Genomic DNA, 23,849 nt, shown 5'->3' with positions numbered 1-23,849 from the left:
AATTCAGATATATTGTGTTTTGATAGTCAATTTACTAATAGCAGTGATTAAAAAGAAATTAAAAAGAAGCTGGGCATTTTCAAACTTGGTAAGTTTTTGCAAAATCCATCTTTTCAATTACATTCAATTGATGAAATTTTCAGAAAACCCAGAAAAAGACTGGATTATCGATAAAGCTGAAATAGAACAATTATCTTTTTTTTGACACCTTGTTTTTAAAAATGACAGAGTATAAAAAATAAACAACTGAATAACAATAAGATAAAAAATAGAAATAGCCGTTTTTATTTTTTATCGGACATTAATGATATTTTATAAAAAAAGCAATCAATTTATTCAATTTTTGGACGGATTTTTGCAGTGAAGAGTCTTGTAAACTTCATTTTAAAAAAGAAAGAATTAAAATCGGAGTTCAGTGTAAATGCGGAAGCTAAGAGTATGTTTGGATAAAAAGCAGATGGAGTTGTGCATGTAAAAAATACAGAAGCAGCATTTCATTACGCAGCGGAACGATAATGCAAAGTTCTAATTTGTCATTTTTGATTTGGCGTAAAACATTGTTCGTTTACAAGCTTAATAGACGCCGTTTTGAAAAAAAATCATTCGCTAGGCTACTAATAGCAAGCTATACGGAATTATGACAAAAAACGGACAATCAATTTCTATAAAAAGCATTTTTTTAAATGTCATTTTTTTATTTTGTCGACTGCTTTAACGAGGGGGTCTAGTAGAAATTAGAATAATGTACATAATGGAGTTGGATTGAAACAATTTGACATGGTAAATGAGACTTTTTAGATTGCTGTCTTACTTTGCGTAAGCATACATTTGGCTGTTTAATTAAATTAAAACAATATCAAAAACGAAAAAATAAATTTCATAGCTTTATTAGCCGCAAGTTTAAGTGGATTTGCTCAAGAATCTAAAAAACGTGGATCTGATAAGCTGTTGCAAAAAATTATAGCAGACGTATTGTGACAGCTAGTCAACAATTAATTAATAATACATTGCCAGTTTTTGATAAATTAAATAAATAACTATGTAAATAATACAATGTAAAATATGAAGCTTTCGCTGTTCGTATCATAAAATAGTAGCCAAATCCTTTTCTATACCAACTTCAAATTTACAACAATAATCCAATAACAATATCGTTGCTATTATTGACTCGAATCAACTTGAAATGATGCATAATAAAATTTTTGGTTGATTTACCCCCTCTAATTGGCTGATTTGACACAGTTAAATTTATGTGTTTTTGCTATTTTTGTAACCATTTTAGAATACGAAGAAGACAGTTATATAGTCTGGAAAATAAAATTTCAATTTTACATTAATTTTGAAAAAATATTAAAAAAAGAAATTGTGTATTAAATATGGACATTTAATAGAAAGTTATTTTATTCAAAAAAATATTGTTTTTTATCAAATAAAAAATAACTTTGTCAACATTATTTTTAAATCAAGGAAGTATTTCAGTTCAAGTATAATCTTTTTTTAAAATAATATTTTAAAACAAATATGAAAATTATTGTAAATCGCTTTTATATTACCTTGATATACCTTTTGGGTATTTTTATTGCGTTTGCAAAACCAGGACCACCTGCACCTAATTTTAAGAGACCACCGCCGCCGCCAGGTTTGCCTATTGATGAAAACATCTTATTTTTGTTAGTGATTGCACTTTTATTTGGAATTTATATCATTTACAAACAAAAAATAAACATAAAAACTCCAGCTTAAGATTGGAGTTTTTATGTTTTTAGACAATCTCAGTTTTATTTATTAGAATATAATTTTGTGATATATTTACCAATTAAGTCAAATTCAAGATTTATCTTCGTGCCAATTTTAAAAGATTTAAAATTGGTGTTTTCAAAAGTATAAGGAATAATGGCAACGCTAAACCCGTTTTTTGTTGAATCTACAACGGTCAAACTCACTCCATTTACGGTTATTGATCCTTTTTCGATTGTAATATTCCCAATAGTTTCGTCATATTCAAAGGTATAATACCAACTTCCGTTCGTTTCCTTTGCAACGCTACAAATCCCAACCTGATCCACGTGTCCTTGAACAATGTGTCCGTCGAGGCGGTCACCCAATTTCATAGCTCTTTCTAAATTGATGATGTCTCCAACTTTTAGATCAGACAAATTTGTTTTTTTTATGGTTTCGCCGATTGCGGTTACTGTATAAAGACTTTTGTCGATGGAAACCACTGTCATGCAGATTCCATTATGGGCAACACTTTGATCTATTTTAAGCTCATCAGTGATTAAGGATTCGATTGTAATGTGAACGTTGTCCTGCTCATTTTTTATTTCTTGGACAGTACCAAGGGATTCTATAATTCCTGTAAACATTTCTTATTTTATTTTACTAAATTTGCACTTCAAAATTAGCAATAAATAATGTGATGTCATGATAAAAAAAGCAGAAAATATAATCGTTGGAATTTCAATTGGAGATTTAAACGGTATTGGAAGCGAAGTTATTTTAAAAACATTCGAAGATTCTCGAATGTTGGAATTATGCACACCCGTAATTTTTGCCAATGTAAAAATTCTCTCGTTTGTAAAAAAATGCTTTGAGTCGACAGTGATGCTTCACGGAATTGATAGATTAGACCAAATAGTTTTGGGAAAAATCAATGTTTTGAATGTTTGGCAAGAAGGCGTAGAAATTAATTTTGGAGTAAATGATGAAAAAGCAGGTAAATATGCCGTCAAATCATTTGTTGCAGCTACTAAAGCTTTAAAGGAAAGTGTCATAGATGTTTTGGTGACTGCACCTATAAACAAGTACAATATTCAATCAGAGGATTTTAAATTCCCCGGACATACCGATTATTTAGACCAAGAACTCGAAGGCAATGCTTTAATGTTGATGGTTCAAGACAATTTGAGAGTAGGATTATTAACAGATCACATTCCGTTGAACGAAGTTGCATCTCATCTTACAGAAGAATTGATTATTAAAAAAATAGAAACAGTAAAGCAAACAATTATTCAAGATTTCAGTATCAACAAGCCAAAAATAGCCGTGCTGGGATTAAATCCTCATTGTGGCGATGGCGGTGTTATAGGAAAAGAAGACGATGCAATTTTAAAACCAGCATTAAAAAAACTATTTGAGAAAGGAATATTAGTTTTTGGACCTTTTGCCGCTGATGGTTTTTTTGGAAGCAATCAATACGACAAATACGATGCAGTTATTGCAACTTATCACGATCAAGGATTAATTCCGTTCAAAACATTGTCGTTTGGGAATGGCGTAAATTATACTGCGGGCTTGAATAAAATTAGAACATCACCCGATCACGGCACGGCTTATGACATAGCTGGAAAAGGAATTGCGGATTATAACTCGTTCAAAGAGGCGGTTTATTTGGCAATAGATGTCTATAATTCGAGAAATCAATATGCGGAAATCAGCAAAAAACCGCTAAAAACAAAAGAAAAACAGATATAAATAAAAAAAGATAAATAAGATTATTAGATTTCCAATAATTTTATATCTTTGCACTCCCGAAGTTTAGGGCAAATTGTTGTTGAAATGAACAAAACTAAAGAATATTTAATTCCATTTATAGGATTAAAGGTAGGGAAACATCATTTTGAATATCAAATAAGTAATGCGTTCTTTGAAATCTTTGATTATCACGAATTTAATAATTCAGACATCAAAGTAAATGTAGTTTTAGAGAAAAAAAGCACCATAATGGAGTTGGCTTTTAAGCACAAAGGAACGGTTAATGTTCCTTGTGATATGACAAACGAAGAATTTGATTTGCCAATAAAAGGTAAAATGAAATTGATTGTGCGTTTTGGAGAGGTTTTTAATAATGACAACGAAGAGTTGCTTATTTTGCCACACGGAGAATTTCAAATAGATATTGCACAATATATATATGAAATGATTGTACTTTCAGTTCCTCTAAGACGAATTCATCCAGGCATAAAAGACGGAAGTTTAAATACTGAAGCTTTGACAAAACTAAAAGAGTTGACCATTAAAGAACTGAAAAAAGAGCATAAAGAAGAACAAAAAGAAGAAAATATTGACCCACGTTGGGACAAATTAAAGCAACTATTAACGGATAAATAATATAGTAAAATGGCACATCCTAAAAGAAAAATCTCCAAAACAAGAAGAGATAAGAGAAGAACACATTACAAAGCTACTGTAGCACAAATCGCTACTTGTCCAATCACTGGCGAAGCGCATTTATATCACAGAGCCTATTGGCATGAAGGTAAAATGTATTACAGAGGGCAAGTTGTTATAGATAAATCTGTAGCGGTTGCTTAATACATTTTTCTAAATGATATTTGAACTCTCACTATGTGAGAGTTTTTTTGTTGTTTATAATTTTCATTAAATAAGAATTATTAAAACGATAAGGATTAGAAAATTTTTTGTAATTTTCGGCTCCTTTAGAAATTTTTCAAACGGCAACATTTTGCTAGAAATAACAGAATAGAATGAATAAAATCACAGCCGCAATCACTGCTGTTGGAGCTTATGTTCCAGACTACGTGCTTACAAATAAGATTCTAGAAACATTAGTCGACACAAATGACGAGTGGATAACTTCACGAACTGGAATAAAAGAGAGAAGAATTCTTAAAGATGACAGTAAAGGGACATCATTTTTGGCCATAAATGCTGCATTAGACTTAATAAAAAAAGCAAATATTGATCCTCTTGAAATAGATTTGTTGTTAATGGCAACAGCAACTGCAGACATGCCAGTTGCCTCTACGGGAGCTTATGTTGCCACCGAAATCGGAGCTACAAATGCTTTTGCTTACGATTTACAATCCGCTTGTTCCAGTTTTTTGTTCGGAATGTCAACAGCTGCAGCCTACATAGAATCAGGAAGATATAAAAAAGTATTATTAATTGGAGCCGACAAAATGTCCTCTATAGTTGATTATACCGACAGAACAACTTGTATAATTTTCGGGGATGGAGCAGGAGCAGTTTTATTTGAACCAAATTTCGAAGGTTTAGGTTTGCAAGACGAGTACTTAAGAACTGATGGTGACGGAAGAGATTTTTTAAAAATGACAGCCGGAGGTTCCCTTTTGCCAGCCTCAGAACAAACGGTTGTTGATAATTTGCATAACATAATGCAAGACGGAAAATCGGTTTTTAAATATGCAGTAACTTATATGGCCGATGCTTGTGAGATGATTATGAAGAGAAATAATTTGACCCACGATGAGATTGCTTGGTTAGTTCCTCATCAGGCAAATAAAAGAATTATTGATGCAACCGCCAATAGAATGGATTTAGAAGATTCAAAAGTATTAATGAACATAGAAAGATACGGAAACACCACTTCGGCAACGCTTCCTTTGGTTCTTAGTGATTTTGAGCATTTATTTAAAAAAGGAGATATCATTATATTTGCCGCTTTTGGAGGAGGATTTTCTTGGGGATCTATTTATCTCAAATGGGCTTACGACAAAAATTAAAATTAAATTAAAAACAAGTAATTATGGATTTAAAAGAAATTCAAAATCTAATCAAATTTGTAGCAAATTCGGGAGTGGCCGAAGTTAAATTAGAGATGGATGATGTAAAAATCACCATTAGAACTACATTAGAAGGAAATGTATCCGAAGCCACTTATGTACAAATGCCGGCTCAGCCAGCACTGCAGCCAGCTGTCGTACCTCAACAAATTTCACCTGCCCCAGCACCATTACAAGCAGCAGCTCCCGTAGCTGAAAATGCTAATTATATTACCATTAAATCTCCAATGATTGGTACCTTCTATAGAAAACCATCACCAGACAAACCTTTATTTGTTGAAGTAGGAAGCACAGTTGCAAAAGGGAATGTTCTTTGTGTTATTGAAGCAATGAAATTATTTAATGAAATAGAATCAGAAGTTTCTGGAAAAATCGTTAAAATTTTAGTGGATGATATGTCACCCGTAGAATACGATCAACCATTATTCTTAGTAGATCCATCATAAAAAGTTAGAAGTTAGAAGTGAGAAGTTAGAAGTCACAAGTTTTATGCTTTGCTTCATAACTTAATGCCTAATGAACCCTTGTCTAATTATCTAATTAAAAGAGTATGTTTAAAAAAATATTAATTGCAAATAGAGGAGAAATAGCACTTCGCATCATTAGAACATGCAAGGAAATGGGAATCAAAACGGTAGCCGTTTATTCAACAGCCGATGCCGAAAGTTTGCACGTTAAGTTTGCAGATGAAGCAGTTTGTATTGGTCCACCTCCAAGCAACTTGTCTTATCTTAAAATGTCAAATATTATTGCTGCTGCCGAAATTACAAACGCAGATGCAATACATCCAGGTTATGGATTTCTTTCTGAAAATTCAAAATTTTCTAAAATATGTCAAGAACATCACATAAAATTCATTGGGGCAACACCTGAAATGATTGATAGAATGGGTGATAAAGCTTCGGCCAAAGCCACAATGAAAGCCGCTGGTGTACCTTGTGTTCCTGGTTCTGAGGGATTATTAGAATCATATGAACAAGCCCAAAAACTTTCCAAAAAAATGGGTTATCCAGTAATGCTGAAAGCAACTGCTGGAGGTGGAGGAAAAGGAATGCGTGCCGTTTGGAAAGAAGAAGAGTTGCTTAAAGCTTGGGAAAGTGCCCGTCAAGAATCAGCTGCAGCATTTGGGAATGACGGAATGTATTTAGAGAAACTGATTGAAGAACCAAGACATATCGAAATTCAAGTTGTGGGTGATGCTTACGGAAAAGCGTGCCATTTGTCTGAAAGAGATTGTTCAGTACAAAGGCGTCATCAAAAATTGACCGAAGAAACTCCTTCGCCATTTATGACCGATGAATTGCGCAAAAAAATGGGTGCAGCAGCAGTAAAAGCCGCAGAATATATTAAGTATGAAGGTGCTGGAACTGTTGAGTTTTTGGTTGATAAACACCGCAATTTCTACTTTATGGAAATGAATACTCGTATTCAAGTAGAGCATCCAATTACCGAGCAAGTTATTGATTATGATTTAATTCGAGAACAAATTTTAGTTGCTGCAGGTGTGCCAATTTCTGGTAAAAATTATTTACCACAACTCCATGCTATTGAATGTCGTATCAATGCAGAAGATCCATTTAATGACTTTAGACCATCACCAGGAAAAATAACGACACTTCATATGCCGGGAGGTCACGGAGTTCGTTTAGACACACACGTTTACTCAGGCTACACGATTCCACCCAATTATGATTCTATGATTGCCAAATTGATTACAACGGCTCAAACCCGTGAAGAAGCAATTAGTAAAATGAGAAGGGCTTTGGATGAATTTGTTATAGAAGGAATAAAAACAACCATTCCTTTCCATAGACAATTGATGGATGATCCCCGTTATATTTCTGGGGATTACACCACCGCTTTTATGGATACTTTTAAAATGAATGATCCGGAATAATAAAATGTATTCCAAATTTATAACAGCTGTAATACTAATTTTCAGCTGTTTTTTTATTAAGTGTATATCCTAATTTTGTAACCAAAATTAAATTTTTACTTTTATAGAAAATATAGAGACAAGGTAATGGCAGCAAAAATAACAGCAAAAAAACCAAAACAACCCGCAAAAAAAGACTCAGGAACTTTCATCAGTAAAGTCAAACGGTTTTTATTTAAGGCAATGCTTTGGTTTTTTGGACTGTCTATTTTTTTTGTAGTGTTATACAAATTTGTCCCAGTGCCATTCACTCCATTGATGGCTATTCGAGTTGTAGAAAATAAATTGGCGGGCAAAGAAATTTATTTCAGCCACGATTGGGAACCTATTGAAAATATTTCTCCCAATTTACAAAAAGCGGTTATTGCTAGCGAAGACGGAACTTTCCTTGTTCATAACGGTTTCGATTTTACTGCAATGCAAAAAGCATACAAAAACAACGAAAGAGGACGGAGAATAAAAGGAGGAAGCACGATTTCGCAACAAACAGCCAAAAATGTTTTTCTTTGGCAAGGAAGAAGTTATCTTCGAAAAGGGCTGGAAGCTTATTTCACGGTTTTAATTGAATTTATTTGGGGAAAAGAACGCATTATGGAAGTCTATCTCAACAGTATTGAAATGGGTAATGGGGTTTATGGAGCTGAAGCCGCAACTCAACACTGGTACAGGAAAGACGTCACAAGTCTTACAAAAATGCAAGCTGCAGGAATTGCTGCCATTTTGCCAAATCCAAGGAAATATTCTGCAACAAGTTCTTCTTCTTACATCAATAACAGAAAATCCAAAATTGTTCGGATAATGGGACATATTGGCACGATTAAATATTAAAAATTTACCGCAAATTCACAAATTGTTTTAGGTGGTAAAAATTTTATAATTTGTGACCCGAGACCAAAGGTCGAACAGGCGAAGCAATTTGCGGTAAAATAAATTATAAATTAAAATTCAATCCCAAAACAATATTTCTTCCAATGTTTGGAATGCCGTCTGTTTTCAAACGCGAAAGATGAGCAATATAGGTTTTGTCGAACAGATTATTACCGTTTAAATTGACATCAAATGCAGTTTTTCCTAATTTTATTTTTCCTCCAAAACCAAGATTTAATAAAGTGTAACCATTCGTCTTTGTTTCAAAACCGCTCACATTATTTTGATTGAAAGTTGAGGAAACATTCAAGGTGGCAAATCCCTCTTCCAACCAGTTTTTATTCTTGAATTCAGTTCGAATAGTGTTATTCCAGTTGTTGGCCGGAATTAATGGCAAGTAATCCCCATTCTTTTTTTTGCCAGTAACAGTTTCAAAACTGGTTTCATAATGCAACCAATCTAACGGATGAGGATGAAAATGAAGTCCGATTTCACCACCATAAAGTTTTGCATTATCTTGTGTATAGGCAAAAACATCGTTGTTTGCAATTACATCTCCTCTTGGCGAGGTATAAATATAATTGTTGATATTGTTATAAAATCCATTGACAAAAAACTCGAAATGGCTGCTTTTGTATTCTAAATTCAAGTCGGTTTGAACATTTTGTTCGGTTTTCAAATCGGAGTTTCCTACTTCATAACGATTCGTTCCTTCGTGAACGCCGTTTGATGTTAATTCAGCCAAATTTGGCGCTCGAAATCCAGAAGCTAAATTAGCCCTTAGAATAAAGTCTTTAGCCAAATTAGTTTTGTAACCTAAAGAAGCATTAAAACTATCGTACGATTTGTCAATAGCTTCAAAAGATCCTTCGTCACCAGAAATTCCCTGTGCTAGAGTTACAATTTGTCTATTGTCGAAACGCAAACCACCTTGCAATACATTCGATTTCCATTCGTAATTTCCAGTTCCAAAGACTCCAAAATCATTAGTTGTGGCATCAGGAATCAAGTATTCTTCACCTGAATTATTATTGGTTTGATGCATTCCTTGAATTCCAAAGATAGATTCTAGTTTCCCAAACTTTGGCAGATGGTATTTTGCATTGTAATTGAACGTTTTGAGTTTCATACGCAAAACAGCAATATTACCTTCTTCTAATTCGCTACGATTATTATCAATGTATCCTAAATCGACATCTAATTTCGAATTTTTGAAGAAGAAAATACTATTCAAGCTCAATAGATTATTGTCAATAGCCTGACTCGGAAACATAGTTTTTTTGCTACTTGATTGTTCGGAAATGCCATTTTCAGTAATTCCTAAATCTAGTTTATTTAAATTATAACGGAAAACAGTTGAAAACTTCGAGTTGCTGTAGCCAATTCCTGTTTTGAAATCGGTTTCATTATAACGTGTATTAGTGACTTGGTCTCCAAATGGAACTTTATAATCAGAATGGGTGTTGTAGGTTCCTCGTGCCAAGAATTTCCAATTTTCGGTCGATGTTTTTATTCCAAATGACGAATTGCTTCCCAATGTATTGGAGAAAAATTTCTGACTGAAATCTGTTTTTAAAGTACCTGAGTTGGCAAATTTTTCAGGGTTAAAATATAAAACCCCACCCAATGCATCCGATCCATAGAGTAAGGAAGCTGGCCCTTTAATAACTTCAACACTTTCGACTCCAGCATCGTTCAATCCCAAACCGTGTTCATCGCCAAACTGCTGATTTTCGATTCGAACTCCTTGCGAGTACACTAAAACCCTGTTGGCACTTAACCCACGAATAACCGGTTTGCCAATAGAAGTTCCTGTCGAAATCTGCGAAACTCCAGGAATTGTTGCCAATCCTTCTATTAAGGTAGCGGTTCCTCGTTGCTGTAATTCTTTGATAGTTGCGTGTTCGACTTTCATCACGTTTTGTGATTGAATTTTATTGAAAGCCGTTGAAACAATAACCTCGTCCAAAACAAAAGGTTTGATTTTATGAACAGTATCTAGTTTTTTTTCTGTGGTTTCTTGTGCTTGAAGCATAGCCGAAAAACCTATGAATAGGGTAAATATGAATTTTTTCATTTGAAATGATTTTATTGTTGTACGGAAGCTCAAACCTAACAGGTTTTGAAAATCAGTTTGGCTTGATAGAAAGTAATTATTTTCAGTTTAAACAATAAAAATCGGGGGAGCACGAAGCGCAAAAAGGCTTCCTTTAAAGAATTGGGTAATCCTTTTGGATTTACAAAAGGAATATCCTGAAGAAATGGTTGTGTTTTTGAATTCAAAGTAATGAATATCTGAAGCTAAAAAAGTACTGACCGAAAAATGACACACAAAACAGTGATCAAAATCGTGGTGCTGATGCGTAATTTCGTGGCTTGAAGCGTATTTGTGGTGACATTCTTTTTCAGAAAGTTGTTTCGCCAGATGTTCATAACTATGCACAAATTGAAACAGCATTGCAAATAATACTGCAAATGCCAGGAAAGCGTTTATTATGACAAATTTCTTTTTCATTTGCTGCAAATATAGAAATAGCAAATAAAAAATCCAGCTAACTTTTTAATTTATTTAAAGTCAACTGGATTTTATAAAGTATTAAAATGGTTTAAACCAAATTATGAGCTACTAAATATTGGGCAATTTGAATGGTATTTGTTGCAGCTCCTTTTCTCAAATTATCGGCTACAATCCACATATTTAAAGTATTTGCTTGGCTTTCGTCGCGACGAATTCTACCTACAAAAACGTCATTTTTACCTTCAGAATATCGCGGCATTGGATAGGTAAAAGTTTCTAGATTGTCCTGAACTACAATACCATCGGTTTGACTTAAAATAGTTCTTACTTCGTTTACGTCAAAATCATTGCTAAATTCGACATTAACAGCTTCACTATGACCACCAACTACAGGAACACGAACCGCTGTAGCAGTAACTTTGATAGAGTCATCACTTAATATTTTTTTGGTTTCTTTTACTAGTTTCATTTCCTCTTTGGTATAGCCATTATCTTCAAAACTATCGCATTGTGGAATACAGTTGCGGTTGATTTTGTATTTATAAACCATATCGCCTTCTATTCCTGCACATTCATTTTCGAATTGTTGTACCGCTTTTACGCCCGTTCCAGTGATGGATTGATAAGTAGAAACTACTACACGTTTGATATTGTATTTTTTGTGCAATGGTGCTAAGGCCAAAACCATTTGAATTGTAGAACAGTTTGGATTAGCAATGATTTTATCTTCTTTGGTCAATTCGTTTGCATTGATTTCAGGAACAATCAATTTTTTAGTTGGATCCATTCTCCAAGCCGAAGAGTTGTCTATAACGGTAGTTCCAGCGGCTGCAAATTTTGGAGCCCAATCCAATGATGTTTGACCTCCAGCTGAAAAAACGGCAATATCTGCTTTCATCTCAACAGCAGTCTGCAATCCTACAACGGTGTGTTTTTGTCCTTTAAATTCGATTACTTTTCCAACTGATCTTTCAGAAGCAACCAAGATTAATTCTGTGTAAGGAAAATTTGTTTCTTCTATTACTTTTAACATTATTTCGCCAACCATTCCAGTGGCACCTACAACTGCAAGTTTCATATGTGTATATTTATTGATTTTTATTGGTCATACCTGTCTGCCGACAGGCAGGTGCAATTGCTTCACCTGTTCGCTTCGCTCGAGCCGCATATAATCATTGGTGTTTACGACCAAATATCAGCTGCGCTCATTTCATATTATTATTTTAAATTTCAGTTCTAATTTTGAGATGCAAAAGTAAGGAATTATCAAACGAAAACAAATGTGTTCACAAAAAATAACAAATTGTTGCATTTGTAACAATTACAAAAAAAGAACCATTCGCCGCAACGAATGGTTTAGTTAGAATATATAACGTAGCGGAAATTTATTTTTTCAACAAATCCCTGATTTGTGTAAGTAATTCTTCTTGAGTTGGACCAGCTGGTGCAGCGGCAGCAACCTCTTCTTTCTTTTTGGCTTTTTCAGCAGCTCTTAAAATAACAAAAATAAAGAAAGCAATAATAACAAAGTTAATAATAGCTTGCACTAAATTCCCGTATGTCATAACGGCTGCTCCAGCAGTTTTCGCAGCAGCTAAGTCAGCATAACTGTTTCCATCAAGGGCAATAAATTTTTGAGTAAAATCTATTCCTCCAGTAATTAATCCAACGACCGGCATAATGACATCGTCGACTGCGGAGCCAACAATTTTGCCAAATGCACCACCAATAACAACCGCAGTTGCTAAACTCACTACATCTCCTTTCATTAAAGAAGCTTTAAAATCTGCAAAAAATCCCATAATTATTAAATTTTTAGTTAAAATTTTTTTTTAATCGTAAAACGAAGTTAATAGTTTTTTTAATTACCTTAACATAATTTTATAATTATTCTCTATAAAAAACACGTTTCACTCTTTGGGAAATACTGGTCAGAATTTCATAAGGAATAGTTTGCAATTGATTTGCCATAAAAGTTACTGTCGGGCTTTCGCCAAAAATAATCATTGAATCTCCTTCTTTGCAATTGATTTCAGAAATGTCAACCATCAACATATCCATACAAATGCTACCAACAATGGTTGCTTTTTGATTATTTATGGTTACAAAACCAACGCTATTACCCCAATGTCTCGAAATTCCATCGGCGTAACCAATTGGGATTGTAGCAATTTTTGTGGGTTTATTAGCAATAAAACGTCTTCCATAACCCACGCTTTCGCCTACTTGAATCGTTCTAATTTGCGAAATTATTGATTTTAAAGTGCCTACCTTTTCTAAATATTTTTGTTCTTCAAGATCGTTAGAAACGCCATACAGCCCAATGCCTAGACGAACCATATCATATTGAGCTAGAGGAAAATTACTAATTCCCGAAGTGTTTAATATATGACGAATGGGTTTAATTTGTAATTCCGTAATTAATTTAGATGATAATTTTTCAAATAAAGCAATCTGTGAATTTGCAAATTCTTGATGTTGTAAATCATCACTTGTGGCCATATGAGATAGAATACTTTTTACGATTACGAATTTATTGTCTTTTAAAACTGCAATTAATTCGTCTAAATTTCCTTCTTCAAAACCCAAACGATGCATTCCTGTGTCGAGTTTGATGTGAATGGGGAAGTGTTTTAGTTTTCGATTTTCGGCAAGTTGAAGGAAAGCGTTTAATCCTTTCAAACTGTAAATTTCAGGTTCTAATTTGTATTGTATAATTGCCGAAAAACTCGTGGTTTCAGGATTCAAAACCATTATTGGCAAAGTAATTCCAGCATTTTTCAACGAAATTCCTTCATCGGCGAAGGCCACGCCCAAATAATCTACTTTATGATGTTGAAGCAATTTGGCAATTTCAAATCCACCACTTCCATAACCAAAAGCTTTTACCATTACCATCATTTTGGTGGTTGGTTTGAGTTTAGATTTATAGAAACTCAGGTTGTGGCTGATGGAATTCAGGTTGATTTCCAGAACTGTTTCGTGTGTTTTCTCCTCTAATGCCGCAACGATTTCTTCAAATTGAAAATGTCGCGCTCCTTTAATCAGAATCGTTTCATTGTTGAAATTTAAAAAGTTTAAATTTAAAAAGAAGTCGGCAGTAGTTGCAAAAGTGATACAATTTTTGAATTTGTGTTTGAATGCCGAAATGGTTTCCCCGATGCCAATAACCCGATTGATATTATTAGAGGTTATTAGCTGTGATACTTTAGAATACAATTCTTCGTCGGACAATCCGCTTTGAAAAATATCCGATAAGATTAGCGTTTTATTTTTATATTGTGTTTGACTTTCCAGAAAATCCAAAGCAATTTTCAACGACTGAAAATCTGAACTGTAACTGTCGTCAATCAGTGTCGTGTTATTGATTCCGTTTTTGACTTTCAAACGCATTTCAACGGGGTATAACCATCGCATACGGTTTTGAATGGTAGTTTTGTTGTATTTGAAGCTTAATAAAACCATCAAACAACTAACGGCATTGTCAACGGATGCCCTGTCCTGAAAAGGAATTTGTATATCAAAATTATCTTTGCCGTAACGAATAGTCAAAATCGTTTTGTCTTCAAAAGCTTTTGTGGTGACAAAAACATCTGCAGTTTCATCACTGTAACTCCAGGAAAATGCTTTTATTTTAGCGTCTAGAATCGAATCGACAACACGGTTTTTTTGATAAATTATAAGTTTCGAATGTTTGAAAAGTTTAAGTTTTTCGGTAACTTTTTTTTCCAAATTGTCAAAGCCTTCATCATGTGCTGAGCCAATATTGGTAATAATTCCAATACTTGGTTGGATAATGACTTCCAGTTTTTCCATCTCGTTCATTTTCGAAATTCCTGCTTCAAAAATGCCCAGATTGTGTTTATCGTTAATAGAAATTACAGAAAGCGGAACACCCACTTGCGAATTATAGCTTTTTGGACTTCGAATGATGTTGAAATCTGGGCTTAAAAGAAAATTCAACCATTCCTTGACGATAGTTTTTCCGTTGCTTCCAGTCAATCCAAAAACCGGAAATTTAAAAAGACTACGATGATGCGCTGCAAATTTTTGCAGTGCATCTAAGGTGTTTTCTACTAGCCAAAAAATAGCTTTGTTGGCCAATTCTTCAGGGATTTTTGTAACGACAAAGTTTTGAACGCCTTTTTCGATTAGAGATGAAATATAAATATGTGCATCGTTATTGGGACCAACAATTGCAAAAAACAGCGTGTTTTTATTGTTTTGTAAAGAACGACTATCGATGGAGACATTGTCGATAGGACCGTTACTATCTCCAAACTTTTTGGCGTGAAGGATTTTTTCAAGGTTTTTCATAGTAAAACTAAAAATTCGGTTGGTATTATTTCTAGAATTTCAGAGTTTAAGAAATTAAAAAAAACGGTTATCAACACGACTTATTTGCACGTATAAAAATACGAAAAAAGTCTTACAACAAATAGTAAATAGCCTTTTATAAAAAAATATAACTTCAGAGTCTAAAAATTATAGGGCTCTAAAAAGTCTATTTCTCCTCATCTTTTTTCATAGCATAAAAATAAGCTGCTCGACTCAAAGGTTCGTATTCTTCGGTTTCGCCGAGCATAACGAGTTTATCGCTGTCCGTTTTTCTAAAACTGTAATTGGCTAAATTCCCAGTTCGAGTACAAACGGCATGGACTTTGGTTACATATTCGGCAGTGGCCATTAAGGCAGGCATTGGTCCAAAAGGATTGCCTTTGAAATCCATATCCAATCCGGCGACGATGACACGGATGCCTTGGTTCGCCAAATCATTGCAAATTTTCACGATTTCGTCATCAAAAAACTGCGCTTCGTCAATGCCAACGACATCACAACCTTGTGCCAAAATAGCAATATTGGCTGCAGCAGGAACTGGCGTGGAACGAATTTCATTGGAATCATGAGACACCACCATTTCGTCGTGATAACGAGTGTCAATAGCGGGTTTGAAGATTTCTACTTTTTGTTTAGCAAATTGCGCGCGTTTAAGTCTGCGAATAAGTTCTTCGGTTTTGCCTGAAAACATCGAACCGCAAATAACTTCGATCCAACCAAATTGTTCTTTATGATTTACTGTATTTTCGAGAAACATTTTCTATTTTTCTGCCTTAAAAAAGGATTAGTTTTTATTACTTTGTAACGAAACAAACCGACATAAAAAATTTCTAATTTTACGCCGATTCAAAAGTAGAAAATTTTTATCAAATCGAAGATTCACGAACACTTATTTGCAAAATAATAATATTGTGAATAAAAGGTACTTCTTCCTTAGGCTAAATATAAAATTAAGAAGACATTTATTAAAAAAGACACACCTTACTCACTATAATTTTAAAAGTTATGAAGAAAAAATTAGAAGCCGACCTAATGAGCATTGCACACCGAGTATTGCAAATGAAAAACAAATCCAACATCAATCAATTGTGTATTGAAACGAGGAGATTGTATGAAAAATTGGCGATTTTACAATTTGTTGAAGAACATTTTGATGGTGCAAAACCCACCATTGGTCAAGCTGAAGTGGTTGCAAAAATGAAACAATTTTTTGAAGAAAATCATTTAACAGAATCGAAGCCAGCGACTTCAAAGGTGGAAATAGTTGCTGATAATGTTGTTCAGGAAGAAGTTCTCGAAGAAGAAGTTGTTGACCAAGAAACAGAAGAAGATGAAATTGCAGAGGAAGAAAGTACTCCGGATGTCGAAGTTGAATTCAACGAAACTGAACCTGACGAAAAAGGCGAAATTGTAGAGGAAGAAATTGCTCTGGAGGTCGAAAATGAATTTAACGAAACGGAACCTGACGAAGAAGGTGAAGACATAATTGCGGACGAACCAGTAAAATTAGAGGATTTCGGTTTTTTACCGGCTTTTGAATTAGATGTAGAATCTGAAGCCGAACCAGAAGCCCCTAGAAAATTGGAGTCTATTCAAATTTCATTTGAAGAGTTGTTGGGAACAGATTATACACAAACTCATTTTGTGAGAGTAGAAGACAACAAAACCCTAGAGAATCCCTTAGATTTTGAGCTTCCTAAAGTAGCAAGCACTCAGGAAGAAATAGAAGACCTTTTGGACGATATCCAAACAATTCCAGAGGATATCGAACCTAAAAATGCTGTTTCAATTGAAAAAATTGCAAGTGTAATAAGCATTGGTTTGAATGATAGAATTGCGTTTGTAAAGCATCTTTTTGGCAATAGCGATGAGGATTATAATCGGGTGATGAACCAATTAATAACTTTTGATAGTTTTGAAGAAGTTCAAAATTTTATCAATGATATGGTAAAACCAGATTATAATGACTGGCAAGGGAAAGAAGAATACGAACAACGGTTTATAGAAATTATTGAGAAAAAATTCGCTTAAATGGGTAAATTATATATTGTTCCAACGCCCATTGGCAATCTCGAGGACATGACGTTTCGAGCGATTCGGATTCTTCAAGAAGTCGATCTGATTCTGGCCGAGGATACGCGAACTAGCGGAAAACTGCTGAAACATTTCGAGATTGGTACGCATATGCACAGCCATCACATGCACAACGAACATAAAACAGTCGAGAATTTAATTTCCCGTTTGAAAGCAGGAGAAACCATTGCATTAATTTCTGATGCAGGAACACCAGCTATTTCTGATCCTGGATTTTTGCTCACTCGTGCTTGTGTCGAAAACAAAATAGATGTGGAATGTTTGCCTGGTGCGACTGCTTTTGTTCCCGCTTTGGTCAATAGCGGTTTACCTAATGACAAATTTGTCTTCGAAGGATTTTTGCCCGATAAAAAAGGAAGGCAAACCCGCTATTTAGCACTCGCCGAAGAAACCCGCACGATGATTTTGTATGTATCTCCTCATAAATTAGTTAAAACTTTGGCTGAATTCATTACTTTTTTTGGTGAAGACCGACCCATTTGTGTTTCAAGGGAATTGTCAAAATTACACGAAGAAAATGTTCGAGGAACTGTTCGTGAGGTTTTAACCCATTTTGAAAATAAACCACCAAAAGGAGAAATTGTGATTGTGGTTGGCGGAAAACTAATAGTGAAAGAGAATAAAAAACACACAGAAGAATAACAATGACCATCACTTCTTTTTTAGGAAAATTAAAACAAACACCAGACGCAATTACCTTTCCAGAAACCATTGCAATAATTGAAGAAAATTACGATTTTACTCCAACCACTTTCAGTAATGGAACACAACTCAATGACGCAGGACAAAACTCTGGTTCTTGCAAATTATTTGCTTTTGCAAAATCTCAAAACTTGTCTGAAGCAGAGACATTAGCTTGTTTTGGAGCCTATTATTTTGAAGAAGTATTAGGCGATCCAGAAGGTACAAACCACCAAAACATTCGTAATTTTATAAAATCAGGATGGGATGGAATTCATTTTGAAGGAGAAGTTTTGACTTTCAGACCATAAATAGTTCGTAATGAAGTCAAAAGAATATTTTATTCATTTACTAACGGTAATGGCAATTTTCAATCATCACCAATTTTTTATAAAACACATAAGGCAAAAAATTTCGATTGAGCTATACCAAATCTGTATTCTTTAATCGGTAAATTCGATGTCTTTTTTATTATTTCTTCAAGGTTTTGCCTCTAATTTCTCAACAAAAACACTTTATACGGCATAATTTTTATCAAAAAACCGTATTATCTGAATTTTATACGATTTATTTTTATTATTATTTTGATAGATTATTCCTAAATTTCTATATTTGCATTTTGAAAGTTTAAAAAACGCTATAAATCAATAAGTTATGAAATTTGCATAATCGATTATTGGTTACAATTGAAAGGCATCTATTTCCATAACACAAAAATTAAGGCTGTGACAAACATTAACAAAGATTTGTAGCTTGAGCATAGCGGCCAAGCAACTACAGTTAATATTAAAAAACACTATTTACAGAACATATGAAATTAAATTTACTCTCTACGTACAAAAGCACTTGGTCATTACTTTTATTGTTATTGACATTTTCATTTGCGAACGCAGCAAATATTACAAGCACAGGAAGCGGTAATTGGAACTCAACTGTGGTTAATGCACCATGGCCAGGAGGAGTTGTTCCGTCAGTTGCTGATAATGTTACTATTGCGGCTGGACATACTGTTACAGTCACAGTTTCTGCAAGTATTACTAATCTTATATTAAGTAATACTACAAGTAAATTAATTATAAATAGTTCGCAAACGCTTACTGTTACAGGAACGTTTACAAATAGCGGAACAACCACTAACGGAGTCAACGGACCAGGGACAATCATGTTTACTGGAACTGCAACATTTGGCAGTTTAACGCCAACTGGAACTCGCCCAAATGTTATTATTGGAAATGGGATTAGTGCTAATACAGTAACTGTCGGAGCGAACACATTAGTTGCTGACTTGACAGTTAACACTTTAGCTACGTTGAGTTTTTTGACTAGAACGATTGCTATAAATGGCTTTTTTAGCAACAGTGGAACCGTGACAGGAACGACGGGACAAGTAAATCCAGTTGGTAATTTTACGAATAGCGGAACTTTTTCCTTAACTACTGGTCAAATAAACGTTACAACGGGCAATTTTTCCAGTACAAATTCATTGGTCTATAGTGGAGCAGGGTTTTTAAGATTGGGTGGTGCTTTTACGTATTCTGGTACTTTTACTTTGGGCTCAGCACAAGTTCAATTTACAGGAGCAGCCAATCAGTCGATTCCTGCTTTTACAACAACTGGAACAGTTAGTATGATTAAAACTGGAGGGACAGCAACGCTGACAGGTAACGCAACTGCGGGTGGATTAACGCTTAACGGACTTGGAGGAACATTAGATCTAGTCTCAGGGACACATACCTTTAACGGAACTTGGACAAGAACGAACGGAACCTTGAATTGCGGTTCGAGTTTGTTAAAAATAGGGTTGAGTATTTCAGGCACAGGAGGAACTTTTAATGCTGGAACCGGAACAGTAGAGTATTATAGAGCTGGAAATCAAACTATCGCGGCTTTAACATATAATAATATGACGCTTTCTGGATCTGGAACAAAAACGATAACAACTGCTACAACCATTATAAATAGGGTTCTTTCTATGGAAGGTACAGCAACAGCTTCGGCCGCTCCAACTTATACTGCTGCTTCTGCAACTTTAAGATATAATATTTTGGTAGCTCGAACCATTGGAGCAGAATGGGTTACGCCTTTTGCAGCTGTTGGCGGAGTAGTTATCAGTGGTATTCAAACTACAACAATGAACGTTGCAAAGGTCTTCAATGTTGGTATTCCATTAACGATAAATTCTGGGGCAAAGTTAGCAACAGCGAATCTTAGTTTAACGCTCGGTGGCGATTTTATAAATACTGGTGGAACCTTTACCGCTGGAAGTTCTCCAATCGTTATTACCAATACAATGGCGACTCAAAGTATTGCAGGTTTTACTACAACAGGATTAGTTTCAATGACAAAAACTGCTGGTACCGCTACCTTTGGTGGAAATGTAAACGGAGCAGGATTTACTATTAATGGAGCGGGAGGAACTTTGGATTTAGGCGCTGCTACTCATACTTTGACAGGCGCTGTGACTTTAACAACCGGAACTTTAAACGCTGGATCGAGTATCTTGAGAGTGAATTTTACAGGTACAGCTTGGGCAGGTAATGGAACTCTTTTTGCAAGAGGTACTGGAACCGTGAATTTTGGTGGTGTTGCGCAAACATTGAACGCAGCTTCAACTGTATTCAATAATTTAACGTTTTCTAATTCGGGTTTAAAAACACTTACTGCAGTACCAACAGTAAACGGAATTCTTTCTATGGAAGGTACTTCAACAGTATCAGTGGCTCCAAATTACGGTGCTGCTGCCACATTACAATATAATAGAACGCTTGCTCAAGTAGCTGGTGTTGAATGGATAACTCCATTTGTTGCAACAGGAGGCTTAAGTACTATTGGCATAGGAACTATTACCGCAAATGCAATTAAGGTTTTCAATGCTACTGTTCCATTAAACATTGGTACTGGAGCCACTTTGAACAATGGTGGTTTTTCTATTTCGGGAGGCTCTACTCTTACAGTTGCCAGTACGGGAACACTGCAACTTACAGGCGTAAGTATTTTTCCGGCATTTACAACCACAACTTTGGCAACAAATAGTACAGTAAATTACAGTGGAACTGCTCAAACAGTAGCAGTACAAAGTTATGGAATTTTACTTTTAAGCGGTTCTGGTAATAAAACATTTGCGGGAGCAACTACAATTGCTGGAGATTTAGGAATTAGCGGAACAGCAGTTGCGTTATTGCTAAATGGCACTACTTCCACATCAGGAACATTAACTTTAGGAGGTGTTCTTCAAACGACCTTAGGGTCATATGGAGGAACAGGCTCAGCGGCAACTAATAAAAACGGAACTTGGTTTGGCTCGACAACCACTGGAATTATTAATGTAATTACAGCTTGTATTTCGGGAACCTGGCTGGGAAGAACAAACACCGATTGGAATACGGGAACGAATTGGTGTGGAGGAAGTATTCCAACAGCTTCGAGTAATGTTACAATTGGAACAACCACTAACCAACCTTTTGTAGGCGCTTCAGGAGGTATTTGCCGTGATATTACTATTTCAACAGGGGCGACTTTAACTATTTCAGGATCGAATACACTTACAGTAAGAGGAAATTGGACGAACAGCGGAACTTTTACTTCCAACACAAGTACGGTTGTTTTTAGTGGAACTTTGGCTCAAACAATTGGAGGGTCAAGTGTAACTACATTCAATAATTTGACCAATGCAAATATATCTGACCTTGTTTCTGCCTCTAGAGCTATTACAGTAAAAAATAGTTTGAATATAACTAATAGTGCATCTGTGTTGGACATGGGAACTTTTGCATTAACCGACGGTGGAACTTTTTCGAATATTGGGGTAGGACAATTGAAAACTTCAAATACATCTATCTTGCCAATTCCATCAGCTAAGACTTGGACTTGTCTCGTAACTTATTTTAATGTTACTGGAGGACAAAGCATTGTGGCAGGAACCTATAATGGAACACCTTCTTTAGAGTTAGACAATACTTCTGGAACACAAACTGCATCAGGTAATATAGTAACAGGAGGGCAATTGAATATTAATAATGGTGGAACTCCACTTTTTGATATGAATGGATTTAATTTAACAACCAATGCATTAAATGTTTTGGCACCCAATTCAGTTTTAAATATGAGGGCAGGAACGTTAACCTGTACTTCAGTTCCATCAATGGATGGTACTGTTCGTTTTTCAGGAGTTACGAATGGAGTTCCCTTTGCTTCTGGTACTGTTGAGTATTATGGAACGACACAAACAGTTACTTCTGGTAATTATTTTAAACTTTTGTTTTCAGGAGCAAGTGGTGTTTATACTATGTCAAGTGATATTGATGTGGCCAGTACATTAAACATAACTAATGGTGCTGTAACACTAAAAGATGGATTTACCTTATCGGTTGATGATGCTTTAACGGTCGTAAATCCTGCAACATTGACTATAGAAAATAATGCCACTTTACTCCAAACTACTTATACTGGGGCTAATAATGGCAATGTAATTATACAAAGAAACACAACACCAGTTGTTAAATTTGATGCCACGTACTGGTGTTCGCCAACAACTGGAACGCAAACTTTATATGATTTTTCTCCACTTACGACTTTTAATCGTTTTAACAGTTATGATAGTGTGAATGATGTTTGGATTGATGAAAATCCAACCACTACAGTTTTCCGAAAAGGAATAGGATATTCTATTCGCTGTCCTTCTGATACCCCCATAACGGTGCCTACAATAGTTCCATATCAATTTGTTGGAGTACCTAATAACGGATCATTTACAATACCACTTTCCACTCCACCAGCTGATATAGGAATAAGCTTGATAGGAAACCCTTATCCTTCAGCTTTAAATGCAGAAGACTTTATCAACGAAAATCTGTATGATGCTATATTAAATCCTACAAATGTTTTGAATGGAACCTATTATTTATGGAGCCATAATACTAGCGTGAACGGGCTTAATTTTACTGGAGATGATTATTTTACCTGTAATTTATCAGGAGCAACCGGTTTTGCTAACTTTGGAACAGGAAACAATACAATACCAACGGGTTTTATTGCTTCTGGCCAGGGGTTTTTCGTAGAAAATGAAATCGCAGGTAATTTAAAGTTCAATAATTCAATGAGAGAATTAAAAAACAATACTAATTTTTATAAAACTAAAAACACCAAAAAAAGTGCAGAACTCGAAAAACATAGAATTTGGTTAAATATAACTGACAGTGCTAAAACTACAGGAAACCAAATGCTGGTGGGATATGTTCAGAGCGCAACCAATAATTATGAATCGGGTTACGATAGTTATTTATTTGATGATACAAAACCATTGTTAATATACAGTAGACTTGGAACAATTAATTTGTCGATTCAAGGTAGAGCTTTACCATTTGTAAATTCAGATACCGTTCAAATTGGATACTACACAAAAATAGCGGATAATGTGACTATAGCTATAAATAGTGTTGATGGGCTTTTTCTTGATAGTCAAGGAATTTATCTGGAAGACAAATTATTAAATGTGATTTATGATTTAAAATCAGATCCTTATGTATTCGCATCTGAAGCTGGGACATTCGATGACCGTTTCGTTTTGCGTTACACAGATGGTACTTTGGGAACCAAAAATTTTGATGGAAATGAAAACAAAGTCTTATTATCCATAAAAAACAAGCAAATAAAAATTAATTCTTTTGCCGAAACGATAGATAAAGTGATAATCTATGACTTACTTGGAAGACAAATTTATCAAAAAGAAAACATAAATAATAACGAATTCACCGTATCAAATTTTGTTCCCAGTCGCCAGACTTTAATAGTAAAAACAAACTTACAAAACGGCAAAACAATAACTAATAAAATTATATATTAATAGGGTAATGTGTTCAAAAAGGGTTGA

General features: G+C 34.7%; 19 protein-coding genes and 2 pseudogenes. 14 read left to right on the top strand and 7 right to left on the bottom strand.

All coding sequences use genetic code 11. The annotated features are described in order from the left end of the window. The 3 genes and pseudogenes from RMO83_RS13670 to RMO83_RS13660 form a co-directional block, all read left to right on the top strand. Nucleotides 1–205, top strand: a pseudogene (locus RMO83_RS13670) (transposase); the annotation flags it as partial. Nucleotides 206–326: 121 nt separating this feature from the next. Beyond that, nucleotides 327–617 (top strand): annotated as a pseudogene (locus RMO83_RS13665) (IS1595 family transposase); the annotation flags it as partial. A 904-nt stretch (nt 618–1,521) separates the two neighbouring features. After that, nucleotides 1,522–1,743 (top strand): hypothetical protein, encoded by a 222-nt coding sequence (locus RMO83_RS13660; RefSeq protein ID WP_310560257.1) that lies wholly within the window; start codon nt 1,522–1,524, stop codon nt 1,741–1,743. 35 nt (nt 1,744–1,778) lie between these two features. Here the strand turns inward: RMO83_RS13660 and RMO83_RS13655 are convergent, their stop codons facing one another. Beyond that, the gene (locus tag RMO83_RS13655; protein WP_310560256.1) at nt 1,779–2,366 is read right to left on the bottom strand and encodes a riboflavin synthase; all 588 of its coding nucleotides are present in this window, start codon (nt 2,364–2,366) and stop codon (nt 1,779–1,781) included. A gap of 58 nt (nt 2,367–2,424) precedes the next feature. Between RMO83_RS13655 and pdxA the strand changes: the two genes are divergently transcribed. From pdxA to mtgA, 7 genes are all read left to right on the top strand, one after another. After that, complete coding sequence (pdxA, locus tag RMO83_RS13650) at nt 2,425–3,474, top strand: 4-hydroxythreonine-4-phosphate dehydrogenase PdxA (protein ID WP_310560255.1); 1,050 nt, start codon at nt 2,425–2,427, stop codon at nt 3,472–3,474. Nucleotides 3,475–3,558: 84 nt separating this feature from the next. Continuing rightward, nucleotides 3,559–4,110, top strand: a complete 552-nt coding sequence (locus tag RMO83_RS13645; protein WP_310560254.1) for a DUF177 domain-containing protein — start codon at nt 3,559–3,561, stop codon at nt 4,108–4,110. A gap of 9 nt (nt 4,111–4,119) precedes the next feature. Next, nucleotides 4,120–4,314 carry a 50S ribosomal protein L32 gene (gene rpmF, locus RMO83_RS13640; protein ID WP_007137315.1) on the top strand — a complete coding sequence of 65 codons (195 nt, stop codon included), beginning with the start codon at nt 4,120–4,122 and terminating at the stop codon, nt 4,312–4,314. Nucleotides 4,315–4,487: 173 nt separating this feature from the next. Beyond that, complete coding sequence (locus RMO83_RS13635) at nt 4,488–5,486, top strand: beta-ketoacyl-ACP synthase III (protein WP_310560253.1); 999 nt, start codon at nt 4,488–4,490, stop codon at nt 5,484–5,486. Nucleotides 5,487–5,509: 23 nt separating this feature from the next. After that, complete coding sequence (accB, locus tag RMO83_RS13630; protein WP_310560252.1) at nt 5,510–5,992, top strand: acetyl-CoA carboxylase biotin carboxyl carrier protein; 483 nt, start codon at nt 5,510–5,512, stop codon at nt 5,990–5,992. 104 nt (nt 5,993–6,096) lie between these two features. Continuing rightward, entirely contained in the window at nt 6,097–7,443 is a 1,347-nt protein-coding gene (gene accC / locus RMO83_RS13625; protein WP_310560251.1) for an acetyl-CoA carboxylase biotin carboxylase subunit, read from the top strand. A gap of 126 nt (nt 7,444–7,569) precedes the next feature. Then, on the top strand, nt 7,570–8,310 hold the full coding sequence (gene mtgA / locus RMO83_RS13620) for a monofunctional biosynthetic peptidoglycan transglycosylase (RefSeq protein WP_310560250.1): 741 nt from the start codon (nt 7,570–7,572) through the stop codon (nt 8,308–8,310). 103 nt (nt 8,311–8,413) lie between these two features. Here the strand turns inward: mtgA and RMO83_RS13615 are convergent, their stop codons facing one another. The 6 genes from RMO83_RS13615 to RMO83_RS13590 form a co-directional block, all read right to left on the bottom strand. Continuing rightward, complete coding sequence (locus tag RMO83_RS13615) at nt 8,414–10,384, bottom strand: TonB-dependent receptor plug domain-containing protein (RefSeq protein WP_409025014.1); 1,971 nt, start codon at nt 10,382–10,384, stop codon at nt 8,414–8,416. Between the two features lie 129 nt (nt 10,385–10,513). Continuing rightward, the gene (locus RMO83_RS13610) at nt 10,514–10,864 is read right to left on the bottom strand and encodes a hypothetical protein (RefSeq protein WP_310560248.1); all 351 of its coding nucleotides are present in this window, start codon (nt 10,862–10,864) and stop codon (nt 10,514–10,516) included. Nucleotides 10,865–10,955: 91 nt separating this feature from the next. Next, nucleotides 10,956–11,945 carry an aspartate-semialdehyde dehydrogenase gene (locus RMO83_RS13605; RefSeq protein WP_310560247.1) on the bottom strand — a complete coding sequence of 330 codons (990 nt, stop codon included), beginning with the start codon at nt 11,943–11,945 and terminating at the stop codon, nt 10,956–10,958. A gap of 307 nt (nt 11,946–12,252) precedes the next feature. Further along, nucleotides 12,253–12,669, bottom strand: coding sequence for a large conductance mechanosensitive channel protein MscL (gene mscL / locus RMO83_RS13600; RefSeq protein WP_310560246.1), 417 nt, complete (start codon nt 12,667–12,669; stop codon nt 12,253–12,255). Between the two features lie 85 nt (nt 12,670–12,754). Further along, nucleotides 12,755–15,184 carry a bifunctional UDP-N-acetylmuramoyl-tripeptide:D-alanyl-D-alanine ligase/alanine racemase gene (locus tag RMO83_RS13595; RefSeq protein WP_310560245.1) on the bottom strand — a complete coding sequence of 810 codons (2,430 nt, stop codon included), beginning with the start codon at nt 15,182–15,184 and terminating at the stop codon, nt 12,755–12,757. Between the two features lie 187 nt (nt 15,185–15,371). Beyond that, nucleotides 15,372–15,962 (bottom strand): thymidine kinase, encoded by a 591-nt coding sequence (locus RMO83_RS13590; RefSeq protein ID WP_310560244.1) that lies wholly within the window; start codon nt 15,960–15,962, stop codon nt 15,372–15,374. 248 nt (nt 15,963–16,210) lie between these two features. On the opposite strand from RMO83_RS13590, the gene RMO83_RS13585 reads away from it, so the two are divergent. The 4 genes from RMO83_RS13585 to RMO83_RS13570 all read left to right on the top strand — a co-directional run bounded on the left by RMO83_RS13585 (nt 16,211) and on the right by RMO83_RS13570 (nt 23,822). Next, the gene (locus RMO83_RS13585) at nt 16,211–17,236 is read left to right on the top strand and encodes a hypothetical protein (RefSeq protein WP_310560243.1); all 1,026 of its coding nucleotides are present in this window, start codon (nt 16,211–16,213) and stop codon (nt 17,234–17,236) included. Beyond that, the gene (rsmI, locus tag RMO83_RS13580) at nt 17,237–17,941 is read left to right on the top strand and encodes a 16S rRNA (cytidine(1402)-2'-O)-methyltransferase (protein ID WP_310560242.1); all 705 of its coding nucleotides are present in this window, start codon (nt 17,237–17,239) and stop codon (nt 17,939–17,941) included. Between the two features lie 2 nt (nt 17,942–17,943). Further along, a complete protein-coding gene (locus RMO83_RS13575) occupies nt 17,944–18,291 on the top strand; it encodes a HopJ type III effector protein (protein WP_310560241.1) in 348 nt (115 codons plus the stop codon). A 500-nt stretch (nt 18,292–18,791) separates the two neighbouring features. Beyond that, nucleotides 18,792–23,822, top strand: a complete 5,031-nt coding sequence (locus RMO83_RS13570) for a T9SS sorting signal type C domain-containing protein (protein WP_310560240.1) — start codon at nt 18,792–18,794, stop codon at nt 23,820–23,822. The last annotated feature ends 27 nt before the right edge of the window (nt 23,823–23,849 follow it).

Origin of the sequence: Flavobacterium sp. (assembly GCF_031423415.1) — a bacterium.
Taxonomy (GTDB): Bacteria; Bacteroidota; Bacteroidia; order Flavobacteriales; family Flavobacteriaceae; genus Flavobacterium.
Note: the sequence above shows the minus strand (reverse complement) of the source record. Positions and strands in the feature narration are given on the sequence as shown.

Coding starts and splice junctions, on each gene's coding strand:
- RMO83_RS13660 (WP_310560257.1), top strand. CDS start 1,522: ATGAAAATTATTGTAAATCGCTTTTATATTACCTTGATATACCTTTTG.
- RMO83_RS13655 (WP_310560256.1), bottom strand. CDS start 2,366: ATGTTTACAGGAATTATAGAATCCCTTGGTACTGTCCAAGAAATAAAA.
- pdxA (WP_310560255.1), top strand. CDS start 2,425: ATGATAAAAAAAGCAGAAAATATAATCGTTGGAATTTCAATTGGAGAT.
- RMO83_RS13645 (WP_310560254.1), top strand. CDS start 3,559: ATGAACAAAACTAAAGAATATTTAATTCCATTTATAGGATTAAAGGTA.
- rpmF (WP_007137315.1), top strand. CDS start 4,120: ATGGCACATCCTAAAAGAAAAATCTCCAAAACAAGAAGAGATAAGAGA.
- RMO83_RS13635 (WP_310560253.1), top strand. CDS start 4,488: ATGAATAAAATCACAGCCGCAATCACTGCTGTTGGAGCTTATGTTCCA.
- accB (WP_310560252.1), top strand. CDS start 5,510: ATGGATTTAAAAGAAATTCAAAATCTAATCAAATTTGTAGCAAATTCG.
- accC (WP_310560251.1), top strand. CDS start 6,097: ATGTTTAAAAAAATATTAATTGCAAATAGAGGAGAAATAGCACTTCGC.
- mtgA (WP_310560250.1), top strand. CDS start 7,570: ATGGCAGCAAAAATAACAGCAAAAAAACCAAAACAACCCGCAAAAAAA.
- RMO83_RS13615 (WP_409025014.1), bottom strand. CDS start 10,384: ATGCTTCAAGCACAAGAAACCACAGAAAAAAAACTAGATACTGTTCAT.
- RMO83_RS13610 (WP_310560248.1), bottom strand. CDS start 10,864: ATGAAAAAGAAATTTGTCATAATAAACGCTTTCCTGGCATTTGCAGTA.
- RMO83_RS13605 (WP_310560247.1), bottom strand. CDS start 11,945: ATGAAACTTGCAGTTGTAGGTGCCACTGGAATGGTTGGCGAAATAATG.
- mscL (WP_310560246.1), bottom strand. CDS start 12,669: ATGGGATTTTTTGCAGATTTTAAAGCTTCTTTAATGAAAGGAGATGTA.
- RMO83_RS13595 (WP_310560245.1), bottom strand. CDS start 15,184: ATGAAAAACCTTGAAAAAATCCTTCACGCCAAAAAGTTTGGAGATAGT.
- RMO83_RS13590 (WP_310560244.1), bottom strand. CDS start 15,962: ATGTTTCTCGAAAATACAGTAAATCATAAAGAACAATTTGGTTGGATC.
- RMO83_RS13585 (WP_310560243.1), top strand. CDS start 16,211: ATGAAGAAAAAATTAGAAGCCGACCTAATGAGCATTGCACACCGAGTA.
- rsmI (WP_310560242.1), top strand. CDS start 17,237: ATGGGTAAATTATATATTGTTCCAACGCCCATTGGCAATCTCGAGGAC.
- RMO83_RS13575 (WP_310560241.1), top strand. CDS start 17,944: ATGACCATCACTTCTTTTTTAGGAAAATTAAAACAAACACCAGACGCA.
- RMO83_RS13570 (WP_310560240.1), top strand. CDS start 18,792: ATGAAATTAAATTTACTCTCTACGTACAAAAGCACTTGGTCATTACTT.